23 protein-coding genes are annotated in these 22545 nt (G+C 64.3%); 12 read left to right on the top strand and 11 right to left on the bottom strand.

Annotation, left to right across the window (positions count from 1 at the left end):
* The first annotated feature begins 12 nt into the window (after positions 1 to 12).
* On the top strand, positions 13 to 915 hold the full coding sequence (locus tag FJW07_RS07605; RefSeq protein ID WP_140641221.1) for a LysR substrate-binding domain-containing protein: 903 nt from the start codon (positions 13 to 15) through the stop codon (positions 913 to 915).
* Positions 916 to 967: 52 nt separating this feature from the next.
* On the opposite strand, the gene FJW07_RS07600 is transcribed toward FJW07_RS07605, so the two are convergent.
* Entirely contained in the window at positions 968 to 1276 is a 309-nt protein-coding gene (locus FJW07_RS07600) for an antibiotic biosynthesis monooxygenase (protein ID WP_140641219.1), read from the bottom strand.
* A gap of 108 nt (positions 1277 to 1384) precedes the next feature.
* Here FJW07_RS07600 and FJW07_RS07595 point away from each other — a divergent pair, with 108 nt between their 5' ends.
* Positions 1385 to 2347, top strand: a complete 963-nt coding sequence (locus FJW07_RS07595) for a helix-turn-helix domain-containing protein (protein ID WP_140855523.1) — start codon at positions 1385 to 1387, stop codon at positions 2345 to 2347.
* A 61-nt stretch (positions 2348 to 2408) separates the two neighbouring features.
* Positions 2409 to 4283 carry a DNA mismatch repair endonuclease MutL gene (mutL, locus tag FJW07_RS07590; RefSeq protein ID WP_140855521.1) on the top strand — a complete coding sequence of 625 codons (1875 nt, stop codon included), beginning with the start codon at positions 2409 to 2411 and terminating at the stop codon, positions 4281 to 4283.
* 46 nt (positions 4284 to 4329) lie between these two features.
* Here the strand turns inward: mutL and FJW07_RS07585 are convergent, their stop codons facing one another.
* Together FJW07_RS07585 and FJW07_RS07580 are read right to left on the bottom strand one after the other, a co-directional pair.
* Positions 4330 to 5088, bottom strand: coding sequence for a hypothetical protein (locus FJW07_RS07585; RefSeq protein WP_140855519.1), 759 nt, complete (start codon positions 5086 to 5088; stop codon positions 4330 to 4332).
* 118 nt (positions 5089 to 5206) lie between these two features.
* Positions 5207 to 6100 (bottom strand): EamA family transporter, encoded by an 894-nt coding sequence (locus FJW07_RS07580; protein ID WP_140855517.1) that lies wholly within the window; start codon positions 6098 to 6100, stop codon positions 5207 to 5209.
* 90 nt (positions 6101 to 6190) lie between these two features.
* Here FJW07_RS07580 and FJW07_RS07575 point away from each other — a divergent pair, with 90 nt between their 5' ends.
* Positions 6191 to 7117: a LysR substrate-binding domain-containing protein gene (locus FJW07_RS07575; RefSeq protein ID WP_140855515.1), complete on the top strand. Its 927-nt coding sequence runs from the start codon at positions 6191 to 6193 to the stop codon at positions 7115 to 7117.
* 237 nt (positions 7118 to 7354) lie between these two features.
* Here the strand turns inward: FJW07_RS07575 and FJW07_RS07570 are convergent, their stop codons facing one another.
* A complete protein-coding gene (locus FJW07_RS07570) occupies positions 7355 to 7957 on the bottom strand; it encodes a hypothetical protein (protein ID WP_140855513.1) in 603 nt (200 codons plus the stop codon).
* A 114-nt stretch (positions 7958 to 8071) separates the two neighbouring features.
* Between FJW07_RS07570 and FJW07_RS07565 the strand changes: the two genes are divergently transcribed.
* The 3 genes from FJW07_RS07565 to FJW07_RS07555 all read left to right on the top strand — a co-directional run bounded on the left by FJW07_RS07565 (position 8072) and on the right by FJW07_RS07555 (position 10259).
* Positions 8072 to 8305, top strand: coding sequence for a DUF2093 domain-containing protein (locus tag FJW07_RS07565; protein WP_040986608.1), 234 nt, complete (start codon positions 8072 to 8074; stop codon positions 8303 to 8305).
* A 133-nt stretch (positions 8306 to 8438) separates the two neighbouring features.
* Entirely contained in the window at positions 8439 to 9203 is a 765-nt protein-coding gene (locus FJW07_RS07560) for a glycosyltransferase family 92 protein (RefSeq protein WP_226891841.1), read from the top strand.
* Between the two features lie 99 nt (positions 9204 to 9302).
* Entirely contained in the window at positions 9303 to 10259 is a 957-nt protein-coding gene (locus FJW07_RS07555) for a UDP-glucuronic acid decarboxylase family protein (protein ID WP_140855511.1), read from the top strand.
* Between the two features lie 70 nt (positions 10260 to 10329).
* On the opposite strand, the gene lpxK is transcribed toward FJW07_RS07555, so the two are convergent.
* The 6 genes from lpxK to FJW07_RS07525 all read right to left on the bottom strand — a co-directional run bounded on the left by lpxK (position 10330) and on the right by FJW07_RS07525 (position 15991).
* On the bottom strand, positions 10330 to 11358 hold the full coding sequence (lpxK, locus tag FJW07_RS07550; protein WP_140855758.1) for a tetraacyldisaccharide 4'-kinase: 1029 nt from the start codon (positions 11356 to 11358) through the stop codon (positions 10330 to 10332).
* 74 nt (positions 11359 to 11432) lie between these two features.
* Entirely contained in the window at positions 11433 to 12749 is a 1317-nt protein-coding gene (gene waaA, locus FJW07_RS07545) for a lipid IV(A) 3-deoxy-D-manno-octulosonic acid transferase (protein ID WP_140783499.1), read from the bottom strand.
* A complete protein-coding gene (locus FJW07_RS07540; protein ID WP_140641575.1) occupies positions 12746 to 13525 on the bottom strand; it encodes a lysophospholipid acyltransferase family protein in 780 nt (259 codons plus the stop codon). The genes waaA and FJW07_RS07540 overlap by 4 nt, the downstream gene beginning before the upstream one ends.
* A gap of 5 nt (positions 13526 to 13530) precedes the next feature.
* On the bottom strand, positions 13531 to 13776 hold the full coding sequence (locus FJW07_RS07535) for a DUF4170 domain-containing protein (protein WP_140641199.1): 246 nt from the start codon (positions 13774 to 13776) through the stop codon (positions 13531 to 13533).
* A gap of 75 nt (positions 13777 to 13851) precedes the next feature.
* Complete coding sequence (locus tag FJW07_RS07530) at positions 13852 to 14661, bottom strand: 3'(2'),5'-bisphosphate nucleotidase CysQ (protein ID WP_140855509.1); 810 nt, start codon at positions 14659 to 14661, stop codon at positions 13852 to 13854.
* The gene (locus FJW07_RS07525) at positions 14648 to 15991 is read right to left on the bottom strand and encodes a TldD/PmbA family protein (protein WP_140855507.1); all 1344 of its coding nucleotides are present in this window, start codon (positions 15989 to 15991) and stop codon (positions 14648 to 14650) included. Before FJW07_RS07525 ends, FJW07_RS07530 begins: the two co-directional genes overlap by 14 nt.
* Before the next feature lie 274 nt (positions 15992 to 16265).
* Here FJW07_RS07525 and FJW07_RS07520 point away from each other — a divergent pair, with 274 nt between their 5' ends.
* Positions 16266 to 18077, top strand: coding sequence for a glycosyltransferase (locus FJW07_RS07520; RefSeq protein ID WP_140855505.1), 1812 nt, complete (start codon positions 16266 to 16268; stop codon positions 18075 to 18077).
* Complete coding sequence (locus FJW07_RS07515) at positions 18077 to 19183, top strand: glycosyltransferase family A protein (protein ID WP_140855503.1); 1107 nt, start codon at positions 18077 to 18079, stop codon at positions 19181 to 19183. The genes FJW07_RS07520 and FJW07_RS07515 overlap by 1 nt, the downstream gene beginning before the upstream one ends.
* A gap of 2 nt (positions 19184 to 19185) precedes the next feature.
* On the opposite strand, the gene epmA is transcribed toward FJW07_RS07515, so the two are convergent.
* Entirely contained in the window at positions 19186 to 20226 is a 1041-nt protein-coding gene (gene epmA / locus FJW07_RS07510) for an EF-P lysine aminoacylase EpmA (RefSeq protein ID WP_140855501.1), read from the bottom strand.
* A 129-nt stretch (positions 20227 to 20355) separates the two neighbouring features.
* Here epmA and efp point away from each other — a divergent pair, with 129 nt between their 5' ends.
* From efp to FJW07_RS07495, 3 genes are all read left to right on the top strand, one after another.
* On the top strand, positions 20356 to 20925 hold the full coding sequence (efp, locus tag FJW07_RS07505) for an elongation factor P (protein ID WP_140542739.1): 570 nt from the start codon (positions 20356 to 20358) through the stop codon (positions 20923 to 20925).
* Positions 20926 to 21210: 285 nt separating this feature from the next.
* Entirely contained in the window at positions 21211 to 21594 is a 384-nt protein-coding gene (locus FJW07_RS07500; RefSeq protein WP_140656470.1) for a VOC family protein, read from the top strand.
* Positions 21595 to 21696: 102 nt separating this feature from the next.
* Positions 21697 to 22419 (top strand): DUF899 family protein, encoded by a 723-nt coding sequence (locus tag FJW07_RS07495; protein WP_140855499.1) that lies wholly within the window; start codon positions 21697 to 21699, stop codon positions 22417 to 22419.
* Positions 22420 to 22545 lie beyond the last annotated feature (126 nt).

Raw genomic sequence — 22545 nt, 5'->3', positions numbered from 1 at the left:
TAAGCTCACCTTATGCGAAGCCTGCGCCACCTCCTGCCCTCAGCCGGCAGCCTCATCGTCTTCGAAGCCGCGGGCCGGCTGTCGAGCTTCACCGCCGCCGGACGCGAGCTCGGCATGACCCAGGCGGCCGTCTCCTATGCCGTGCGCGGCCTGGAGGAGCAGCTCGGCGCCAAGCTCTTCCAACGGCGCCACCGCCAGGTGATTCTGACGGAGGCCGGCGAGCGCTTCCATGCCGACGTTTCGCTCGGCCTGTCGCATATCCGCAAATCGGCGGAGGACCTGCGCCTGCAGGCGACGGGCGGGCACGTGACGCTTGCCGCCTCGACAGCCTTCGGCTCGTTCTGGATGATGCCGCGCCTGCAGCAGTTCCGCGACGAACTGCCGGGCGTCGACCTGCGCATCCAGACCGCCGACCGCGATCTCGACATCATCGCCGAGGGCATTCCGCTCGGGGTGCGCGGCGGCGTGCCGCGCGACTGGCCGGACTATCACTCGCTGTCGCTCTCCGACGAGGAGATCTTCCCGGTCGCGGGACCGAGCTATCTCGCCAAATTCGGCAAGCCGAGGACGGTCGAGGAACTGGCCACGCACCGGCTGATCCATCTCGAGGAGCCCTATCGCGAGGCGCCGAACTGGGACGAATGGTTTGCTTCGGCCGGAACCAGCCTGCGCAACGCAGAGCGCGGCTTGCGCATCAACGATTATGCCCTGGTGATCCAGGCGGTGATGGAGGGGCAAGGCATCTCGCTCGGATGGCGCCATCTGGTCGAGCGTCTGGTGGCATCGGGGCTGCTGGTGCCGGTGACGGACCATGTGATGCGGACCGGCATCGGCTTCCACGTGATCTGGCCGAAGAACCGCGACCTCAGCGACAATGCGCGCAGGGTCAGGGACTGGCTGGTGGCGCAGGCGTGAAACTGCGCACCGCAAGCCGGCGTATAGCCAGTTCACGGTGCGGCCGACAGGCTCACACCGAGCCGTCGTTCTTCAACCCGAGCACATCGATCCTGTCGATGGTCGGCGGTCCGGCAAACAGCGTCTCGGCATTGGCCATCAAGGCCTTGGCGATCTCGCCGGTGAGATGCGCCTCGCGCCCGGCTTCGTCGTGAAAGGCGTCGAAAACGCCGAAGACGCTTGGCGAAAGCTGCAGGGCAAACCAGATCGGCGTCCCGGCCTCCCGGTTGGCAAGCTGCAGCCCGGCCTGCAGGAAGGCGGCGACGTCCTTTTCCTTGCCGGGCTTGGCTTCGAAACGGGCGAACAGTGCAAGCTTGATCATTTCTTCTCTCCTTCGGTGCACGGCCAGATCGACCGTCGCGGAGCAGGGTCGCAGCACTAAAGCGAAAACAGTATTGGCAGAAATGACTTCTTTGATATCATTCTTGCCATGAACATTTCCGTACTTGTTCTCGACGGCGCATTCGACACCGGGCTGGCCTGCGTTCTGGACGTCTTCGGCACGGCCAACGAACTCGCCGCCATGCTGCCGGCGCCGCCCAACCGCTTCGTCACCACCATCGTGGGGGTTAGCGACAGCGTGCGCACCGCACAGGGAATGCAAGTGCCAGCCGTGCCGATTGGCAGCGAACCAGCCCCCGACTGGCTTTTGATCCCTGCGCTCGGCCAGAAAATGCCCGAGCCACTGGGCGCTGCCCTGAAGCGGAGCGATGTCGGCGCGGCGGTCGAAGCGATGCAGGCTCGTGCCGGCGACGGCACACGCATCGGCGCGGCGTGCATCGGCACCTTCGTTCTCGCCGAAAGCGGCCTGCTCGACGGACGGCCATCGACGACGACATGGTGGTTGGCGCCGATGTTCAGGCAGCGTTATCCCGGAGTACGGCTCGACGCTTCGCGCATGCTGGTCAATGACGGCCAATTCGTCACCGCGGGCGCAGCGCTCGGCCATATCGATCTCGCTTTGCTGGTGATCCGGCAAGCAAGTCCGGAACTCGCTGCGCTGACCGCGAAATATCTGATCGTCGACAGCCGGCCGCTCCAATCTGCCTACGCAATTTCAGATCACCTTGCCCATTCGAATCCGCTGGTCGAGCGCTTCGAACGCTGGGCGCGTGGACGGCTTGCCGACGGTTTCAACCTCGATGAGGCGGCCGCGGCGCTCGGCGCCAGCAAGCGCACACTGTCACGGCGCGTCAACGATGTGCTGGGCAAGACGCCGCTGTCCTTCTTCCAGGACCTGCGCGTCGAACAGGCGGTGCATCTCTTGAAAACCACATCGGACAGCGTAGAGGAGATCGCGGCCAAGGTCGGCTACGGCGATGGGGTGACGTTGCGCAACTTGTTGCGGCGACGGCTGCGCAAGGGGGTGCGCGAGATCCGCGCCGCCAGCTGATCCACCGCCGCCGTCATTCTGTCCCTCCCCCACCGGCCGCGAATCCGCCTATAATGATCGCATGCCCATCCGCCAGCTTTCCGAAACGATGATCAACCAGATCGCCGCCGGCGAGGTCATCGAGCGTCCGGCGAGCGTGGTGAAGGAGCTGGTCGAGAATGCCCTCGATGCCGGCGCCTCGCGCGTGGAGATCGTCACGGCGGGCGGCGGTCTGAACCTCATCCGCGTCACCGATGACGGCTCGGGCATTCCCGAAAAGGAGCTGGCGCTGGCGATCGCGCGGCACTGCACCTCGAAGCTCTCCGACGACATCCACGACATCCGCTCGCTCGGCTTCCGCGGCGAGGCGCTGCCCTCGATCGGTTCCGTCGCGCGGCTGTCGATCCGCTCGCGCACGGCAAGCGGCGACAGCGCGGCCGAGATCGGCATCGACGGCGGGCGCGTCTTACCGGTGAAGCCGGCGGCGGCCAATCGCGGCACCACGGTCGAGGTGCGCGACCTCTTCTTCGCCACGCCGGCCAGGCTCAAATTCATGAAGGGCGAGCGCGCCGAAAGCTCGGCCACCGGCGACGTGGTGAAGCGCATCGCGATCGCTTTCCCGGCCGTGCGCTTCACGCTTGCCGGTCCCGACCGCTCGACGCTGGAACTGCCGGCTACGGACGACACGCCGGAAGGCCGCCTTGCCCGCGTCGCGCAGGTGATGGGCAAGGATTTTCCAGACAATGCCATTGCCATCGATGCCGCGCGGGAGGGTGTCCACCTCGCCGGCCACGTCTCGATCCCGTCCTACACGCGAGCGAACGCGCTGCAGCAATATGCCTATGTCAACGGACGGCCGGTGCGCGACAAGCTGATCGCCGGCGCGATCCGGGGTGCCTTCGCCGACGTTCTGCCGCGCGACCGGCATGCGGTGACGGTGCTCTTCCTGTCGCTTGATCCATCGACCGTGGACGTCAACGTGCATCCGGCCAAGGCCGATGTGCGGTTCCGCGATCCCGGGCTGGTGCGCGGGCTGATCGTCGGCGCCATCCGCGAGGCGCTGGCCGGCGCTGGCATCCGCGCGGCGACGACGGGTGCCGCCGGCATGATGGCGGCATTCCGGCCGGGGGCGGCGCCCTACTCGCATGCCGGCCCGGCCAACGGCCATCGCAGCTACGAGGCCGCTTATCACGCTTCCGGCTCCGGAGGCTTCGATCCGTTGCGCTCGGCGCAGCGGCCACTCGACATGGGCTACGCTGAACCAAGGCCGCGGTCCAATGGCTTTGCCGAGAACGAGCAGGCCGCCTTCGACACCGGCCCGCTCGCCAGTGCCGACGCTCGGGCCGGCGTCGCTGAGCCGACCGAGGCGCTGCTCGGCATGGTATTGGGCGCGGCGCGCGCGCAGGTGCATGAGAACTACATCGTCGCCCAGACGCGGGATTCGCTCGTCATCGTCGACCAGCATGCCGCGCATGAGCGGCTGGTCTACGAGGCGCTGAAGAATGCGCTGCATGCGCGCGCGGTGCCGTCGCAGATGTTGCTTTTGCCCGAAATCGTCGACCTGCCGGAAGAAGACGCCGAGCGGCTGGCGATGCATTCCGACACGCTCGCCAAATTCGGCCTCGGTCTCGAGCGCTTCGGCCCCGGCGCGGTGGCGGTGCGCGAGACGCCGTCGATGCTGGGCGAGACCAATGTGCAGCAGCTGGTGCGCGACCTTGCCGACGAGATCGCCGACAACGACACCGTCGAGACGCTGAAGGAACGGCTGGACAAGATCGCCGCGACCATGGCCTGCCACGGCTCGGTGCGCTCGGGCCGGCTGCTCAAGGCCGAGGAGATGAATGCGCTGCTGCGCCAGATGGAGGCGACGCCCGGGTCTGGCACCTGCAACCATGGCCGCCCGACCTATATCGAGCTCAAGCTGGCCGACATAGAAAGGCTGTTCGGGCGGCGGTGATCTTGGCTGTTGCGCATTGCCAAGGTTGGTGAGATGTGCCTGAGCATCATTTCTTCAGATGGTATTTTCTTGTCTTGAGGTTGAGGACATAGTCGTTCGCGCTTGCGAATTTCCCGCCTCCAAAATCCACTGAAATGATGACCTTGCCGCCCTCCACCCATTTTTGCACGTTCATGTAAATGGGCGTCGTCGACATACCGGCGTTGCAGTCCTCGTCGTCGAAGCCGATCTCCTGAACGGCCTTCTTTTTCTTCTTATCGATCACCAGCATTTTCGTCATGCAGATGCCGGCGTCGGACTTCGTGTAAATCCCCGCAAATCTGTCGCGGTTCGTTTCAGCCCAAAAGGGAATTTCGACGGTCCCGTCGATCTTCAGGTCGCCTGTATCGTCGAGACTCGCGACCTTTCTGAGCGTAACGGGAAACTTGTCCACGCCTTTGCTCCAGCTTCCCGCCGCGCCGCTGTCACCGATCTCGAGAGAGAAAGGACATTCCGTGGTGTCGACAGGTGTCTTCGACCCCATCACCAACACGCGCTCGAATTCCTTGTCGTCCGCGATTTCGCACAGCGTGAGCCTTTGGCCGTCCGCCTTGCCGTAGATTGCAATGGGACTTTGCCTGGCGTCGTAGAAATAGCTTCCCTCGACGGTGATGCCGCTGCCGAAGCTGGCATAGCGCTGCAGGGAGAAATGGACCGGGTTCGGCCCGATGGAGCCTTCGTAGTTTTCCACCTGGTACCAGCCCGCGTCGGCTTTCCCGTTCAGCATGAGCAAACAGAAAAACGCGGCTACAAGCCCTCTTCCCATCCCGGTCCCCCTCATCAAGTCGGATCAGGATAGCTCGCCCTGTGCCTACATCACAGAGGGCATCGGTGACGGATCGCAAATCATCGATCGAGTCTGGAAACGATCCCAACTCTCTGATCTACCGCTTCAAATTCACCACGATCACGCCGCCCAGCGCCAGCGCGCCGCCGAGGATGCCGAGCAGCGACGGCACTTCGCCCAGCCAGAAGAAGCCGATCAGGGCGGAGGTCGGCGAGACGAGATAGAGGAAGTTCGAGGCGCGCGCGGCCGGCAGACGCGACAGCGCGGTCGCCCAGGCGGCATAGGCGATCAACGAGGGCACGATGCCGAGATAGATGACGGCGCCGAGACCGGCGGTGTTGGCGACCGCTGCCTGCGAAAACGCTTCCGGCAGGAACGGCGACAGGCAGAGCGCGCCGAGCACCATGTTGGAAGCGGATATCGTCAGCGGATGATGGCGGGCAAAGAGCGGCTTTTGCACGATGGTGTTGACGGCGGAACAAAGTGCTGAGCCCAGCACCAGCAGCGCGCCGGCGTTGAAATGCAGGCCGTGCCCGTCGGCGACCGCGATGATGCCGATGCCGGCGAAGGAAATGATGGTCCCCAGCCAGGCAAGCCCCGAGAAGCGCTCGCCAAGCAGCGCCATCGCCATGATGGCGGTGAAGATCGGGCTGACATTGATGATGAAGCCGGCCGCGCCTGCCGAGACGGTGAGCTCGCCGAAATTGAGCATGGCAGTGTAGAGCGCGACGAAGATGGCGCCGCCGAAGCCGAAGCGCCACAATTCGTCGATCCTGGGCAGCGCCGGGCGCTTCACCGCGAGGAAGATGGCGGCGGGAACCGCCGCGATGGCAAAGCGCAGCGCCCCTAACTCCAGCGGCTGGAAGGCGGCAAGGCCGGCGCGGATTGCCGGGAAAGCCGAGGCCCAGCCGATGACCGTCAACGTCATCGCGACCGCGGCGGCGGTGTCCATGCGCTGTGTCTCATTCAACGTGCCGGTGTAAGCGCTCATTGCCGTAACCTTGTCTTTCTGTGCCATGGACGCAGAAAACGCCATTGCCGGGCAATTGACAAACGACCAATTCGAGGGTCAGCTGTGAACATGGCTCACAGCTCTGACCAGATACTGCCGCTCGAAACCTTGCGCGCCTTCGATGCGGCGGCGCGTATGGGGAGTTTTTCCGCGGCGGCTGAAAAACTCAACCTCACCCATGGCGCGGTAAGCCGCCAGATCGCCAAGCTGGAGGGCTGGCTTGGCTTGAAGGTGTTCGAGCGCAACGCGCGTGGCGTGACGCTGACGATCGAGGGCAACCGCCTGCATTTGCGGACCACCGAGGCCTTCGCGCTGATCTCGTCCAACTCCGACCGCTGGGTCGAGCCGCGCGGCACCGCCGTGGTGCGGCTGGCCTCGATCCCGTCGGTGAGCGGGCTGTGGCTGATGCCGCGCATGGCCGTATTGGAGAACCATCCGACCAAGCTGCGCATCGTGCTCGACGTCGACAACCGCCAGGCCGACCTCGCCGACGAAGGCATCGACCTTTCGGTGCGCTGCGGGCGCGGCCGCATCCCGGGCCGCGTCTCGGTGCAGCTGTTTGAGGAGCATATTTTCCCGATCGCCTCGCCCGAGCTGGCGAAGGAGATCGGACGAGGCGACCCAGCCCGGCTGCTGAAATTCCCGCTGATCAACGATTCCGACGCTTCCGCTTGGCGCGCCTGGTTCGCGGCGCAGGACGTGGATTATCGCCCGCGCCCGCAGGACCGGCGTTTCGAAGACTATAATCTGGTGCTCGACGCGGCGGCGCACGGGCTGGGTATCGCGCTGGCGCGACCGCCACTCACGGCGGACCAGATCGGGTCCGGCCGTATCGTCGCGGTCGATGAGCGCGTCGCGCTCAATCCGGTGTCTTATTGGATGGACCGCCCGGTCGGCCGGCCGCGCGCGGCGGCGGCGGACCTTGCCAGGCGCATCGCCGAACAGGCAGGGCTTGCTCCGGAAAAGCTCGAAGCTTTCCTTCAGGACGACGGCTAAAGCGCGTCGCGCTGAAACGGATTCAGGCGACGCGCTTAAGTCTTTGTTTTGATGCATGTCGTTGTCCCAGAACCGCTGCGCACTTCCGGGCGACATGCATCGGAGCGTTTCACCGTTTCACGAAAACGGCGAACCACTCCATCTCCTTATTTTTTGACGCAATCCCGGACGGAAAGGCAACGGCGAAGTCGCCAAGCCTAATCGCTCACACTTTTCCTGGCATTGCTCTGAGCGGGGTTAGCGAAGCAGCAGCACCATGATCGTTGCCGTCACCGCAGAGACGATGGCCGTGACAACCGAGATCGTCCAAAGGGATATCGGCGCGGCTTCCGATCGCGGGGCGTGTCCAGCCGGGCGGACGGAGGCACCGCGCGGCTGAGGCGCGTTGGCATTGGCCGCGACCAGCGCTGCAGCGGAAGCGATGGCCGGCGAAAACGTGGATAATGCCGGCGCAACCGCGGGCCTGGACGTATTGTCGGTAACCGCCGTCGGTGGCGGTACGAAGCCGCGTGGGGCCTGATCGGTATCCGTCGCCGCCCGGCCGGTCGAGGGTCTTGCCGACGCATCGTCGGCGGCGGCATCGGGCTCCATGACGGCCCGGTAGGCGTCCTCGACCTCGGAGGACGACAAGCGTTGCGATGCCTGAGCGGCCTGGCGCGGCTGCGCGCTTTGCAGCGACTGGGCCGCGATTTGCGCCGCCTGCCCCGTCGTGGGCGCTGGCGGCTGGATCAGCGCTTTGATCAAAGCCGTCGTCGCCGGATCGGCCTTGGGCGAGGGCACCACTTGCGGCGTGAGCGCCTCATTGATCAGCGTGTTCAAGCGGGTCGAGGCGATGTCCATGCCGGCTTCCGGAAACCATTTTGCCGCTCAGCCATACTGGATGAGCATTGCGTCAAGCTTGACGTTGCTTGCGATTTGTGGCGATTGAAACCCGATGAACTCAAGCGTCCTTTCATGATGAACCGTTTCGAAGGCCCGGGCGGCAGGGAAGCCCGGATCCGTTATCTCGACGGCGACTTCCAGGTCACCAGTCCCGGCTCTTTCGTGCGCTGCGCGGTGACGGGCGAAAACATTCCCCTCGACGAGCTCAAATATTGGAGCGTCGCCCGGCAGGAGCCCTATGTGAACGCGGCGGTCTCGCTTGCCCGCGAGATCGAGATGCACCCGGAATTGCGCAAGCGGGGATAGGCCATGCGAGCCCATGGCACCGCGGCCATCGACCTCGACCGCTTAGGGCACTGCATTGAAAAACTTCAGGAAATCTCTCAAGACCCTTGTTCGCATGCCGCTTGTCATGCGTGCGAGATTGCGCGATCGGGCAGTGTCGAGGGCGCCCCGATTCAAGCTGACGGCCTGCGCCATCTTCCGTGAGGAAGCGCCGTTCCTGGCCGAATGGATCAGGTTCCACCAGAATGTGGGATTTGAGCATTTCTATCTCTACAACAACTTCTCGACCGACGACTTCAAAGCCGTGTTGAACCCGTTCATGCAGGAGGGGCTGGTTACGCTGGTCGACTGGCCGCGGCCGGTGGGGCAGCTGTCGGCTTATAGGGACTGCATCCGCAGGCACTGGCGTGAAGCGTTGTGGATCGGATTCTTCGACATCGATGAGTTTCTTTTCGCGCCCGACGGACGTGACGTTCCCTCGGTTCTGAGGGACTATCGCGACCTGCCAGGCGTTTGCGTCTGGCAAGCGTTCTATGGCTCCTCCGGCCATGTCGAGCGCCCGGAACGGCGGGTGGTCGAGGCCTACACGATGCGAGCCGGGCTGGACATCACGACGGTCAAGACAATCCTCAATCCCCGCCTGGTCTACAAGCCGGGCGTCCATCAGTCGAAATTCCTGTCCGGTGAAGGGATGGACACCCATCGACGGACCATCGCGCCCGGCGTGCCTCCCCAGCTCGATATCCTGAGGATCAATCACTATTGGTCGCGCTCGCTCGCCGACCTCGACCAGAAAATCCGGCGCCGCGACGCCTCGACTTCCGCGCTGCGCGACAGGGATTGGCATTTCGACTTCGAAAGCAAGCTCAATGTCGAGCGCGACGAGGCGGTCCTGAAGGCGATGCGGCGCGCAGGATAGCCGTAGCCACCTCCTCTTCCCCCTCCCATCGACGGTCCCAGGCCGTCATTTCAGTGCTGACACTTTCGCTTTTCTGAGGCTATTAGACAGCAAAGGGCGATGGGTACGGGGGTTATCGTGAAGGTTCTTGTGACGGGTGGGGCCGGCTTTATCGGCTCGCATCTATGCGACCTGCTGCTGGCACAAGAACGCCAGGTAATATGTGCCGACAATTTTTCGACCGGCTCGGAGGAAAACATCCGTCACCTTCTGGGCAATCCAAATTTCGAGTTTCTCAGGCACGACGTTACCGTGCCGCTCAAAGTCGAAACGGATGAGATCTTCAATCTCGCCTGCCCGGCCTCGCCCGTTCACTATCAGCGCATTCCGATCGAGACGACCAGGACCTGCGTCTATGGAGCGATCAACATGCTCGATCTCGCATGCGCTTCCGGAGCCAGGATCCTTCAGGCATCGACATCCGAGGTCTATGGCGATCCGCAAGTCCACCCTCAGACCGAGGCCTATTGGGGTCACGTCAATCCGATCGGGCCGCGCAGTTGCTACGACGAAGGCAAGAGATGCGCCGAGGCGCTGTTCTTCGACTACTGGCGCCAGTCGAAATTACCCATCAAGGTGGTGCGCATCTTCAACACATACGGGCCGCGCATGCACCCGTCGGATGGACGGGTGGTCAGCAATTTCATCGTCCAAGCCCTGCGGAACGACCCCATAACCATCTACGGCGACGGAAGCCACACGCGCAGCTTCTGCTATGTCGACGACCTCGTCGACGCGATGGTTCGGATGATGGCTACGCCCGACGATTTCGTGGGCCCCCTCAACGTTGGGAACCCGACGGAAGTCACGATCCTGGAACTGGCCGAACTTGTATTGGGTATCGTCGGCGGCAAGTCCAAAATCGAGTTCAAGCCCCTCCCGCAGGACGATCCCCGCCAGCGCCAACCCGACATAGGCCTGGCGCGAGCGACGCTGGACTGGTCTCCTCGCGTCACTCTCGAAGATGGGCTCGGCGAGACGGTTCGCTACTTCCGCCGGCTGATCGACGGCAATTGACGGCGGGCACCGGGCAAGCCGGCGCTGGATCTGAAGACCGCTTGATCCTTTTCGGCACCACGCTCGAAGCTCAGCCCCGCATCTTGCGCAGGCGCCAGGCGTCGAGCGTCTCGTCTACGATGCGTTCGGGCACATGATCGAGCTCGAACACGGCCTCGATATCGAGCACGTCCAGTTGGTCGAGGAAACCGGAGGGCGTCTCGCCATGGCGCAGCCGCGCGGCGTCCTTTGCCGTGGTGACGAGGCGCAGCCCCTCCTGCCAGGCAAGCGTCAGGAGGTCGCCTAGCTCGTCCTGGGCGTAGAAATGATGGTCCGGGAAGGCTCGCGACAGCGCGACTTCGCCGCCCGCGCCGCGCACCGTGTCGAAGAATTTCTCCGGATGGCCGATGCCGGCGAAGGCCAGGAAGCGGCCGCCGGCGAAGCGTGACGGGTTGGCCGGCTCGACCTGCGCCAGGAAGATTGGCCGGCCGGCGCGCGCCGCCTGGCGCACGACGCCGTCGGCGGCGGCCCCCTCGCCCATCTTCAGCAGGCCGCTGGTGAAGACCAGTTGGTCGACGACCCTGGCGCGGAGCGGCCCGCCCGGGATGACACGGCCGTTGCCGATGCCGAAGCGGGCGTCGACCACGACCAGCGCATAGTCGATGTGGATTCGCGCCGACTGGAAGCCGTCATCCATGATCAGGAAGTCGCAGCCATGTTCCTCGATGAGCAGCTTCGCGCCGGCGGCGCGGTTCGCCGTCACCGCAACCGGCGCATGTTCGGCCAGAAGCAGCGGCTCGTCGCCGACATGCTTGGCGGCGTCATGATGCGCATCGACGACATGCGGCCTGGCGAACGACCCGCCGTGGCCGCGCGACAGGAAGCCTGGCGTGAGCCGCATGCGCCTGGCTTGCTTGGCCAGAGCAATGGCGACCGGCGTCTTGCCGCTGCCGCCGACGGTAAGGTTGCCGACGCACAGGACCGGCGCTGCGACCTTCTCGCGCGGGGCGTGGCGCATGCGGCGGCCGGCGACCAGCCCATAGATCGCCGATGCAGGCGACAGCGCAAGCACGCGCCAGTCCGGCTTTTCCCACCAGAAGGGTGGCGCTTCGCTGGTCATCGCGCCTGCCCCATGCGTCTCGGCTTCGCGCATGGACTTTTCCAAAAACCGGTCCCGATTTTTGGCATCATGATCTAGCGCCCGTTTGCGCCTTTCAGGCGCGCCTTGACGACCAGCGGCTGGATATAGGGCTCCAGCGATTTCAGCGTGCGGGCAAGCGCGCCGCGCATCTCGTCGACGGTGGCAGCACCGGCCGCCATCATTTCGTGGCGCGCCACTTCGTTGCTCAAAAGGAAATTGACGGCTCCGGTCAGCATGTCGCGGTCGCGCACCAGCTTGGCGCCGCCGCTGTCGAGCAGACGCTGATAGGCCTCGCGGAAATTCTGCACGTTACGGCCGGCCAACACTGCGGTTTCGAGCATCGCCGGCTCGAGCGGGTTCTGGCCGCCTTGCGAAGTCAGCGAGCGGCCGACGAAAGCGATCTCGGTCAGCCTTAGGTAAAGGCCCATTTCGCCGATCGTGTCGCCGAGAAGGATGTCGGTATCGTGGGAGATGCGGTCACCCTTGCCGCGCCTTGCCACGGACAGGCCCATGCCGGAAATCTGCGCGGCCAGCGCATCGGCGCGATCGGGGTGACGCGGCACGATGATGGTCAAGAGCCCATGATGTCGCTTGTGCAGGCTGGCATGGACCTCCGCGGCCACGACCTCCTCGCCATCGTGGGTCGAGATCGCAGCCCAGGTCGGACGGCCGCCGATCTGGCGCTGCAGGGTGGCTAAGGCTCGCTCGTCGGCCGGCGGCGGGCTGGTGTCGACCTTGAGGTTGCCGGAGACGGTGACCGGCCTGGCGCCGAGCGCGCGGAACCGCTCGCCGTCGACATCCGACTGGGCGATGACATGGGCAAGATTCTCGAACAGCGCCTCGGCAACGCCGGCGCGCTTCTTCCAGGACATGAAGGAGCGGTCGGACAACCTGCCATTGACCAGAACCTGCGGCACGTTGCGGGCGCCAAGCTCCAGGATGGTCATCGGCCAGATTTCCGATTCGGCGATGATCGCCAGTTCCGGCCGCCAGTGATCGAGGAAGCGGCTTACCGCCGGCTTCAGATCGAGCGGCACATATTGGTGGATGATGCGGTTGCCAAGACGCTCTTCGGCGACCTTGGCCGAGGTCACGGTGCCGGTGGTCAGGACGATGTTGACGCCATAGTCGAGGATGCTCTCGACCAGCGGCACCACCGCGATCGTCTCGCCCACGCTTGCGGCATGGATCCAGATCACCGGCCCTTCCGGACGGGGACGGCCGGCGACGCCATAGCGTTCGCGGCGGCGGACGCGATCCTCCTTGCCGCGCGAGGCGCGCCAGGCGACATAGGGGCCGATCAGCGGATAGGCGGCCGCCCCCGCATAGCGATAGGCAGTCAGGGCCGCACGCGCCCAGCGCTCGCTCATTTGCCGCCGTCCACGAGGCGATAAGCCTCAGCCGTCGCGACATTGAGAGAGGCAGTGAGCTCCTGGCGCTTGCGCTCCATCTCGGCGTCGTCGGCATCGGCGGGCACGAAGACAGGCGGCCCCACGATGACCGCAGAGCGGCCGAAAGGCAGGTTGATGGTGGTCTTGTCCCAGCTCTTCTCCAGCACCTTGCGGCGGCTGGTGGCGATCGCCGAGGGCAGGATCGGCCGGCCGGAAAGCCTTGCCAGGAGAACGATGCCAAGCCCGGCGTCGCGCGGCGTGCCGTTCGGAATGTCGGCAATCATGGCGACGTTCTTGCCCGCGACGAGCGACTTCTTGAGCGCGATCAAGGCCTTGGCGCCACCTTTGTCGAGATGCCTCGAACTGTTGCGGCCGCCGGAGCCGCGCACCGCCTCGATGCCGAATTTCTCGATCATCAGCGCCTGGAGCTCGGCGTCGGCGCTGCGCGAGACCATGGCGACCAGCTGCCGGCCCTTGGGGTAATAGGCGGGGGTCAAAAGATGCTGGCCATGCCAGAGCGCGATGATGCCGGGCTCGAGATGGGCATAAGCGCCGCCTGCTACCTGCGTCGAGCCCTCGACGAGCGGGCTGGTGAGGCGAATCAGCCGCAGGAACCAGGCGAACAGGCTGGCGATGAAGTTCTTGACGAAACTCGACTGCGCCAACGGCTCGCGGATACGCCGCCACAGCGTGCGCGTTCCGCCGCGCCTGGCGGCGCGCCGCCTGGTCGCCCCTTTCACCGCTTCATGCTCCATCGACGTCAACCGCCGACCTTCGATTCTGGATCGAGCAGACGGTGCAGATGAACAACGAAATAGCGCATATGGGCATTGTCGACACTGGCCTGCGCCTTGGCTTTCCAGGCGCCAAGCGCGGTCTGATAGTCGGGATAGATGCCGACAATGTCGAGGGAGTCGAGGTCACGGAACTCGGTTCCACCCAGCTTTTTCAGCTCGCCACCGAAAACCAGGTGCAAAAGCTGCTTCTTTCCGTCTTCCACGGCCATGCCGACCCTTCGCAGATTCATGAGTTTTGTGAAACGTTTAGCCCAAAGCGGTCGATTTTGGAACTGCGGGCCGACTCACCCTTGGTCAATGCCGGCAATTACGCCGGCGAGCACGGCAAGCAGCTCGCCGCTGCCGGCGGCGAGCGCGCCGTGATTGATCACCTCGCCGGCGTAGCGCGGCGGCTTGCCGGTACGGTCGAGCAATGCGCCGCCCGCCTCCGTGAGTATGAGATCGGCGGCGGCGATGTCCCAGTCATGCGCGCTCGGCTTGACGAAGGTCGCGTCGAGCTTGCCTGCGGCGATCATCGCCAGCCGATAGGCAAGCGAAGGAATGTAGGCGGTCCGCCGCAGCCTTTCCTGCCAAGCCTGCGGCATCAAGTCGACCAGCGGCTTGGGTCCGCCGATATCGACGCTTTCGCCCAGCGGCCGCACGTGGATGCGCTTGTCGTTGAGATAGGCGCCCTCGCCCGGCAGCGCCCAATAGGTCTCGCGTTTGGCCGGGCATTCGAGCACGCCGGCCAGCGAACGCCCGTCCTCGACCACGGCGACGCTGACGCACCAGGAATGCAGGCCATCGAGAAAGCCGCGCGTGCCGTCGATTGGATCGACGACGAAGGTGCGGCGGGCCGACAGCCTGGCATGGTCGTCGGCGGTCTCCTCCGACAGCCAGCCATAATCCGGACGCGCCCGGAGCAAGGTCTCACGCAGATAGGCGTCCGCGGCATGGTCGGCCTCGCTCACCGGCGAGGTGCCGCCCTTCATCCACACCTGCGGGCTGTTGCCGAAATAGCGCATGGCGATGATGCCGGCCTCGCGGGCGGCCTCGCGCAGCAGAGCGAGGTCGTCGCGGGCCTCATTCGAAGTCAATTGGTCAAGCGCCGGCAAGGGTCATCCCTTCAATCAGGAGCGTCGGCGCCGCCGTGCCGAAATTGCGGTCGAGATCGTTGGCCGGCACCATGTTGAGGAACATGGTCTTCAGGTTCGAGGCGATCGTCACCTCGGCCACGGGATAGGCCAGCGCGCCGTTGTCGATCCAGTAGCCGGAAGCGCCGCGGCTGTATTCGCCGGTGACCATGTCGACGCCCTGGCCGAAGACCTCGGTGACATAGAAGCCGCTCTTCAACGACGCGATCAAATCCTGCGGCGAACGCTCGCTTGGCTCGATGGCAAAGTTGGTCGAGGACGGCGAAACCGACGAGCCGCTGCGCGAGCCGCGTCCATTGGTGACGAGACCGAGCTCGCGCGCGGCCGAGGTCGACAGGAACCAGTGGTTCAACACGCCCTTCTCGACCATCAGCAGCTTGTCGCCCTCGACGCCCTCGCCATCGAACGGGCGCGAGGCCTGGCCGCGCCGCCGCAAAGGCTCGTCGGTGACGGTGATGGCGGCCGAGGCCACCGCTCTGCCCATCATGTCGCGCAGGAAGCTGGTCTTGCGGGCGACCGCGGCGCCGTTGATGGCGCCGGCCAGATGGCCGGCTATGCCGCGCGCGACGCGCGGATCGAACACCACGTCGACCGGGCCGGTCGCCGCCTTGCGGGCGCCGAGGCGGCGCACCGCGCGTTCGCCGGCCTTGCGGCCGATCTCTTCCGGCGCGTCGAGATCGGCGAAATGCTGGCGCGAGGAGAATTCATAGTCGCGCTCCATCGCTGTGCCCTCTCCGGCAATGACGCTGGTCGAGCGCGAGAAACGCGAGGCGACATAATGGCCGACAAAGCCATGCGAAGTGGCGAGAACCAGGCCGCCAAGGCCGGCGCCAGCGCTGCTGCCCGCGGAATTGGTGACGCCCTTGACCGCCAATGCGGCCGCTTCGGCGGCAAGGGCAGCTTCCTTGAGCTGGTCGGCGGAAACTTCGGTCGGGTCGAAGAGGTCGAGATCGCGCAAATTGCGGGCGAGCAGCGCCGGATCGGCGAGGCCCTGGAACGGATCCTCGGGCGAAACCCTGGCCATGGCAACGGCACGCTCGGCAAGCGCCTTCGGGTCGGATGCGGCGGTGGCCGAGACGCTCGCCACACGCTGGCCGACGAAGACGCGTAGCGACATATCCTCGCTCTCCGACGATTCGGTGCCCTCGACCTTGCCCAGCCGGACCGAGACGCCGGCCGAACGGCCGCGCACCGTGACCGCGTCGGCCGCGTCGGCGCCGGCGCGCCTGGCAGCCTCGACGAGCGCCGCGACGCGATCGGTCAATTTCGCTGCGTCGAGCTTATCGGTCATAAGGTTGTTCCTGTTTGTTCACGCGGTCTGCCAAGCCGGATCCGGCCGCGTCCATCCGTGGCTGCCACCGCACCATCTATGGATGCCACCGCACCATCTATTGTTCCATTGCCGCTTGTGCAATGGGCGGCGGGCAATCAGGATACCGCGACCAAATCGCCCAAAGCGACAGGAAGGGGTTCCGATCGCGGGAAGAGCGTTCACGCTCTGATGAAGGGGTTTGGCCGCGCGCGTCAGCGCCGAGCTGATGGCGCCGGGCTAAAATGGGGGAAGGATGGAGTATTTCGTCGGTGGAGAGTTTACCTATGACTGGACCTCCCATCACCTGAAGCTTTGGGAGAAGCTTCTCGGCGACAAGGCCGGCACGGCGACGGCGGTGCTCGAAATCGGCTCGCTCGAGGGCCGTTCGGCGCTGTTTTTCCTGCAGTTCCTGCCAAAATCCCACATCACCTGCGTGGACAGCTTCCAGGGCAGCGAAGAGCATGTCGGCTCGAAGTATGAATCGGACATGGCCGAGGTCGAACGACGCTTCGACCGCAATCTCAAGCCCTTCGCCGGCCGGGTCGAGAAACGCAAGGGCCACTCGGTAACGATCCTGCCGGGCCTTGCCGCCGAACACCGGCTATACGACGTGATCTATGTCGACGGCGACCATTCCGCCACAGCCACTTACAGCGATGCCCGACTGGCCTGGGACCTGCTCGACAATGATGGTGTCATGATCCTGGACGATCATCCGTGGGGGCCAGATCTGCCGATGGCCAGGCGCCCCGAGGCAGGGATCGAAGCCTTCCTGAGCCAGGTCGCCGGGGAATACGAGCTGTTGCACCGGGACCAGCAGATCATCATTCGCAAGAACGGGATCGTCGCGGCCAAGTCATTCACGATCGCTGGACGCGACATCGGCGAACTGGCCGGCGGCGCGCTGTCGCCGCCGCTCGTCAGCTTCGTCGTCATCAACTGGAATTACGGCCGCTATGTCGGCGCCGCGATCGATTCCATACGCCGGCAGGACTATCCGCATTTCGAGTGCATCGTCATCGACAACGGCTCGACCGACGACAGCGTGCAGGTGATTGCCCGGCATGTCGAGGGCGATCCGCGTTTCCGGGTCGAGACGCTGGCGCAAAACGGCGGCCAGCTCGGCGCCGCCCTGTGGGCTCTGGACAAGGTGAATGGCGGATTCGTGACCTTCGTGGACGCGGATGATGTGCTGTTCGACAACTACGCTTCGACGCACATCCAGGTGCACATGGCGTTGCAACGAAGCGTCGGCTTCACGTCAGCCAACGTCGCCGAGATGGATTCGACTGGCAAGGCCCTGACGGCCTCCTACCAGCAACTCCAGTTGAACAGACCGGACGCGCAACGAGGCCTTCGAGGCGAGCGGACCGTGTTGAGACTGCCGACGGTGTCCCCCTCGCAATACCGGCTCCTCGACGCCAACACGGCGACCATACCGCGGTGGCAAATAGGCTGGCTCTGGGCGCCGGGCAGCGCGAACATGTTCCGTACATCGGTGCTGCGTCTGTTGAGCCTGGACGACGGCAGCAGCCCGCGGATGACATCGGCGGACGGCTATTTCAATACGATCTGCCATGCCGTTGCCGGCAGCGCGCTGATCGATATGCCCTTGTCCGGCTATCGCCTGCATTCGAGCAATTATTTCGCGACCGGTGAAAGCATCGAGGGCATGCGTAGCGGAACAAGAGATTACACTGTCAGATTGGAGCAATTCACATATGAAAGCGTAAGGTTCCTGATCGAACAAAGCGACCGTTTCGACTGGGTTCTGGGGGCAGAGTTTTGGCCTGTCGTAGACCGGGTCACACGGGAAAACCCTGATAAGTTGCGCGACTATTTCAGCAATGAGATCGCGGTCGAGATATTCAAGCGCAACGCGCCGCAATTGAGGTCTGTCTTCGGTGCCAAAGGATTCAGCAAGGAGGTCACGGCCCGGTTTTCCGGCGCACAGGCAAGATCTATCCTCAGAGCCGGTTTCGGAGGCGGAATTCCGATGCGCGTCCTTCGCAAAATGTTGTCCCGCGATCTCCGCGCCTTCCTGAAGAGGAAGCCGAGACGATAATGACCGCGCCGAAAATCAGCTTCCTCATCATCAACCACAATTACGGCCGCTATGTCGGCCAAGCGATATCGAGCGTTCTGTCGCAAACTTATGACGACTTCGAATGCCTCGTCGTCGACAACGCCTCGACCGACGACAGCCGCGATGTCATCGCGGAGTTCGAGAATACCGACCCCAGGCTGGCGTTCGAATATCTGGACAGCAACCTGCACCAGATGGGCGCATTCCTTCACGTCGTGGATCGCCTGACGGGCGAATTGGTCTGTATCGTGGACGCCGACGATTTCCTGTTCGCGACCTTCGCGGCCTTCCACGCCCAGCTTCATCGCGACTGCCCGACGATCGCGGCGACGTCGAGCGGCGTTCTTGAAACCGACCATGTCGGGCGGCCGCTGTCTTCCGGTTTTGCATGGCTGCTGCACCGCAGGGTGGGCCGGCCCTTCGATCCCGATCGTGCAAATTCAGATCACATGATCTTGGGAGGACGAGAGCGCGAGTTGCTCTGGCAACAGTCCACGGTGATAGAACCACACGAGCCCGGCTGGCACTGGTCGCCTGGAACGGCGAACATGTACAAGCGGCATTATCTTGCCCGATGCAAGCCATCTCGGGCCGTTGTCGGCAATGCCGCGACCGACAATTATTTCATGCCGTTCGTGCATGCCTTGGCTGGTTCGGCCTGCATAGATCTTCCGCTTTCGGCCTACCGAATTCACGGAAGCAACGTGCATGGCGCGCAGCCCTCCATGCCGGGCCTGAGGACATTCAGCAAAGCCGCCCATCAGCGCTCGTGCGCGCGGCGAAGCGCCATCGTGCGCGAACTGGCTTCACGTGCCCGGGATTTTGTCTCCACCCACGGACGTGCTTTCTGGACCCTGATGGATGCCCCCAGCGTGCCGGATGGGGTTCCGTTGAATGCATATTTCAACGACCCTACAATTCAGGATATTTTGGCCGATCATTTCGACGAGATCCTGGCGGCATGCGGAGAAGCCGAGACGCGCGAGGCTTTGCGCGCCCGCATGGGGCGCAAAGGTTACAAACAATTCCTGGCCTTGCAGAGTCGGGGAAAATCCCGACCTGACTCAAAGGCCAACGGCGGCTGACATCACGCCACCGGCGCCCAGATCACGTCGTCGATCCTTGCGGCGCCCGTCGCCAGCATCACCAGCCGATCGAAGCCGAGGGCCGAGCCGCTGGCTTGCGGCATGTTGGCCAGGGCAGCGAGGAAATCCTCGTCCAGCGGATAGCGCTCGCCATAGACGCGCTCCTTCTCGTCCATCTCGGCGATGAAGCGGCGACGTTGCTCGGCAGGGTCGGTGAGCTCGCCGAAGGCGTTGGCAAGCTCGACGCCGCAGCAATAGAGCTCGAAGCGCTCGGCAACACGCGGATCCTCGGCACTCGGCCGGGCGAGTGCCGCTTCCGAAATCGGATAGCCGTAAAGGATGGTGGCGCGCCCCTGCCCCAGCGCCGGCTCGATCTTTTCGACCATCACCCGGCTGAACAGGTCGGCCCAGTTGTCGTCGGGCGCGGTGCGCAGTCCGGCTCGGACCAGCGCTTCGTGAAGCGCGTCGCGATCGGTGCCGCCGTCGACCGAGACGGTCGCAAGAAGGTCGATGCCTGCATATTGAGTAAAGGCTTCGGCCACGCTCAGCCGCTCGGGCTCGGCGAACGGGTCGGCCTCGCGACCGCGGAAACGGAAGCTTGTGGCGCCTGCTTTTTCCGCGGCGAGCGCCAGGAAGTCGGCGCAATCGTCCATCAGGCGTTCAACCGTATCGCCGACGCGGTACCATTCGAGCATGGTGAATTCAGGGTGATGCAGCGGCCCGCGCTCGCGGTTGCGCCAGACGGGGCCGAGGCTGAAGATGCGTTCCTCGCCGGCGGCGAGCAGCTTCTTGCAGGCGAATTCGGGCGAGGTGTGGAGATAGAGCGGCCGGCGCGACGCGTCGGGCCCGATCGCCTCGGTGGCGAAGGCGGCAAGGTGCGCCTCGTTGCCCGGTGAAACCTGCAGCGCCGAGGTCGTCACCTCGACGAAATCGCGTTGCGCGAACCAGCCGCGAAGGGCGGCGGCGATAGCATTGCGCGCCATCAGCCGGGGCCGGCGGTCGGCATGGATATGCGGCGTCCACCAGGGCGAGGCGGCGGTCATGGGCAGGAAAATCGCTCGGCAGGCTGGCGGTTCAGCGCAAGATGCGCTAGGGCGCAGGCGATGGCCGCCGTCGCCGCTTCGCGGAAATCGACGCCTGCAGGCCGAAAAACTCGAATGGGATCGAATACCGTGGTCAAGGTCATCGCCAGTTCCTTACGCAAAGGCAACGTCGTCGATAAGGACGGCAAGCTCTATGTCATCCTCTTTGCCGAAAACATCCACCCTGGCAAGGGCACGCCGGTGACCCAGCTCGACATGCGCCGCATCGGCGACGGAGTGAAGGTCTCGGAGCGCTACCGCACGACCGAAATGGTCGAGCGCGCCTATGTCGAGGAGCGCGAGCACACCTTCCTCTATTCCGACGGCGAAGGTTTTCACTTCATGAACCCGGAAAGCTACGACCAGGTCGTGGCCTCGGAAGCCGTGGTCGGTGATATGGCGCCCTATCTGCAGGAAGGCATGGCCGTCCAGCTCGCGCAGTTCAACGGCGTGCCGATCTCGCTGGTGCTGCCGCAGCGCGCCACCTTCGAGGTGGTCGACACCGAGCCGGTCACCAAGGGCCAGACGGCGTCTTCGTCCTACAAGCCGGCAATGCTCTCCAACGGCGTGCGCACCGCCGTGCCGCCGCATATCTCCGCCGGCACGCGCGTGGTGGTGATGACCGCCGACGGCTCCTATGTCGAGCGCGCCAAGGACTGAGAGTCCGCAGTTTCACAGCAGCCCAACCGCCATGGCCCGCCCGCGACCAAGCGGGCCATGGTACGGTTGTCTGGATGTCAGGCTCTGACCCGAAGCGAATTTACATTTGCCGCGACGTGAAGGGCAGCCGCGCTCAAATGTCGCCGTGCAACGACCGCGAGCCAATCCTGAAAGGCGCCGTACGTTTACCTCGGGCAAATGTTGCGCTCGAAAAGCCGACATGGGAGTTTCCCGCGCGACAGCCTGACCTTGGCCCAAAAGCCCGGCTTGGCTAGAGTTCGAAAGATGCTGGACGCCATTCACCACGTCGCGCTTATCTGCACCGACTACGATCGGTCGCGACGGTTCTATGTCGAGCTCCTCGGCCTGGACCTGATCCGCGAGGTCTATCGGGAGGACCGGCAGTCTTGGAAGGCCGACCTGCGAATCGGATCCGCCCAGCTGGAATTATTCTCCTTCCCTGACCCGGTGCCGCGGCCGTCTTATCCAGAGGCGACAGGGCTGCGGCACCTGGCGTTTGCTGTGGGGAACATCGACCTCGTGGTTGTGCGCCTGGAAGCCGCCGGCGTTGCCGTAGAGCCAATCCGGATCGACCCATATACGGATCGGCGCTTCACCTTCTTTAGCGACCCGGATGGACTGCCGTTGGAACTCTACGAAGCGCAATAAAGCACCGTTTAATACGACAGTCTGCGTATCGCGCGCAGCAGCGATCCAGGCGGAACCCTAAGGCGGGTGACCAGTTGAAAGGGATTGGAAAGGAGACACGTCATGGCCGACGGTTCCACCTTGCAACCCGCTGCTGCGATCGCTCACAAGAACCGCGCCCGCCAGCCGAACGAGAGCGTCGAGTACCGCAAGGCGCGCGAGGCCCTGTTGATCGAGGAGATCGAACTCAACCGCCACATCGCGCGCGTCGCCGCCCAGCGTCGCGCCTTGCCGCCTGGCGGCGAGGTGAAGGGCGACTATCAGTTCATTGGCGAAGCCAGTAGCGTGGCCGGCGCCAATCCCGTCGGCTTCGAGGAGCTCTTCGGCGATAAGGATACTCTGTTCGTCTACAACTGGATGTATGGCCCCAAGCGCCAGCGCCCTTGCCCAATGTGCACCTCGCTCCTGAGTTGCCTGGATGGCAACGCCGACCACCTCCGCCAGCGAATCGCCCTCTCCGTCGTCGGCCTTTCGGTCATCGAGCGGCAGATCGCCTTCAAGGTAGAGCGTGGCTGGAAGAACCTGCCTTTCTACGCCGACGTCAACGGGAATTTTAGCCGGGACTACCACGCGATCATGGACGATGGGACCGATACCGCCGCCGAAAACGTCTTCACCCGACGCGACGGAACCATTCGGCACTTCTGGGGCGCGGAGCTGGGTTTCGAGTCAGCCGATCCGGGCAAAGACCCGACAACCGAGCCGGACTTGATGATGCTGTGGAACGTCCTGGACTGGACGCCGGAAGGCCGCGGGACCGACTGGTACCCGAAGATCACCTACTAAGCGGTCGAGATGGTTTGCCCGGAAAAGGGCGAAAACCTGCTTAATCGGCTCACGGCCCCGCTCAAGGCATTCGCCATGTTGTCACCAAGCGTCTGCAATTGGTGCTCAGCGGCCTATCCGCTTGCG

The organism is Mesorhizobium sp. B3-1-9, from assembly GCF_006439595.1.
Lineage (GTDB): Bacteria > Pseudomonadota > Alphaproteobacteria > Rhizobiales > Rhizobiaceae > Mesorhizobium.
The sequence above is the reverse complement of the archived record's forward strand: the minus strand, read 5'-3'. Positions and strand labels throughout refer to the sequence as shown.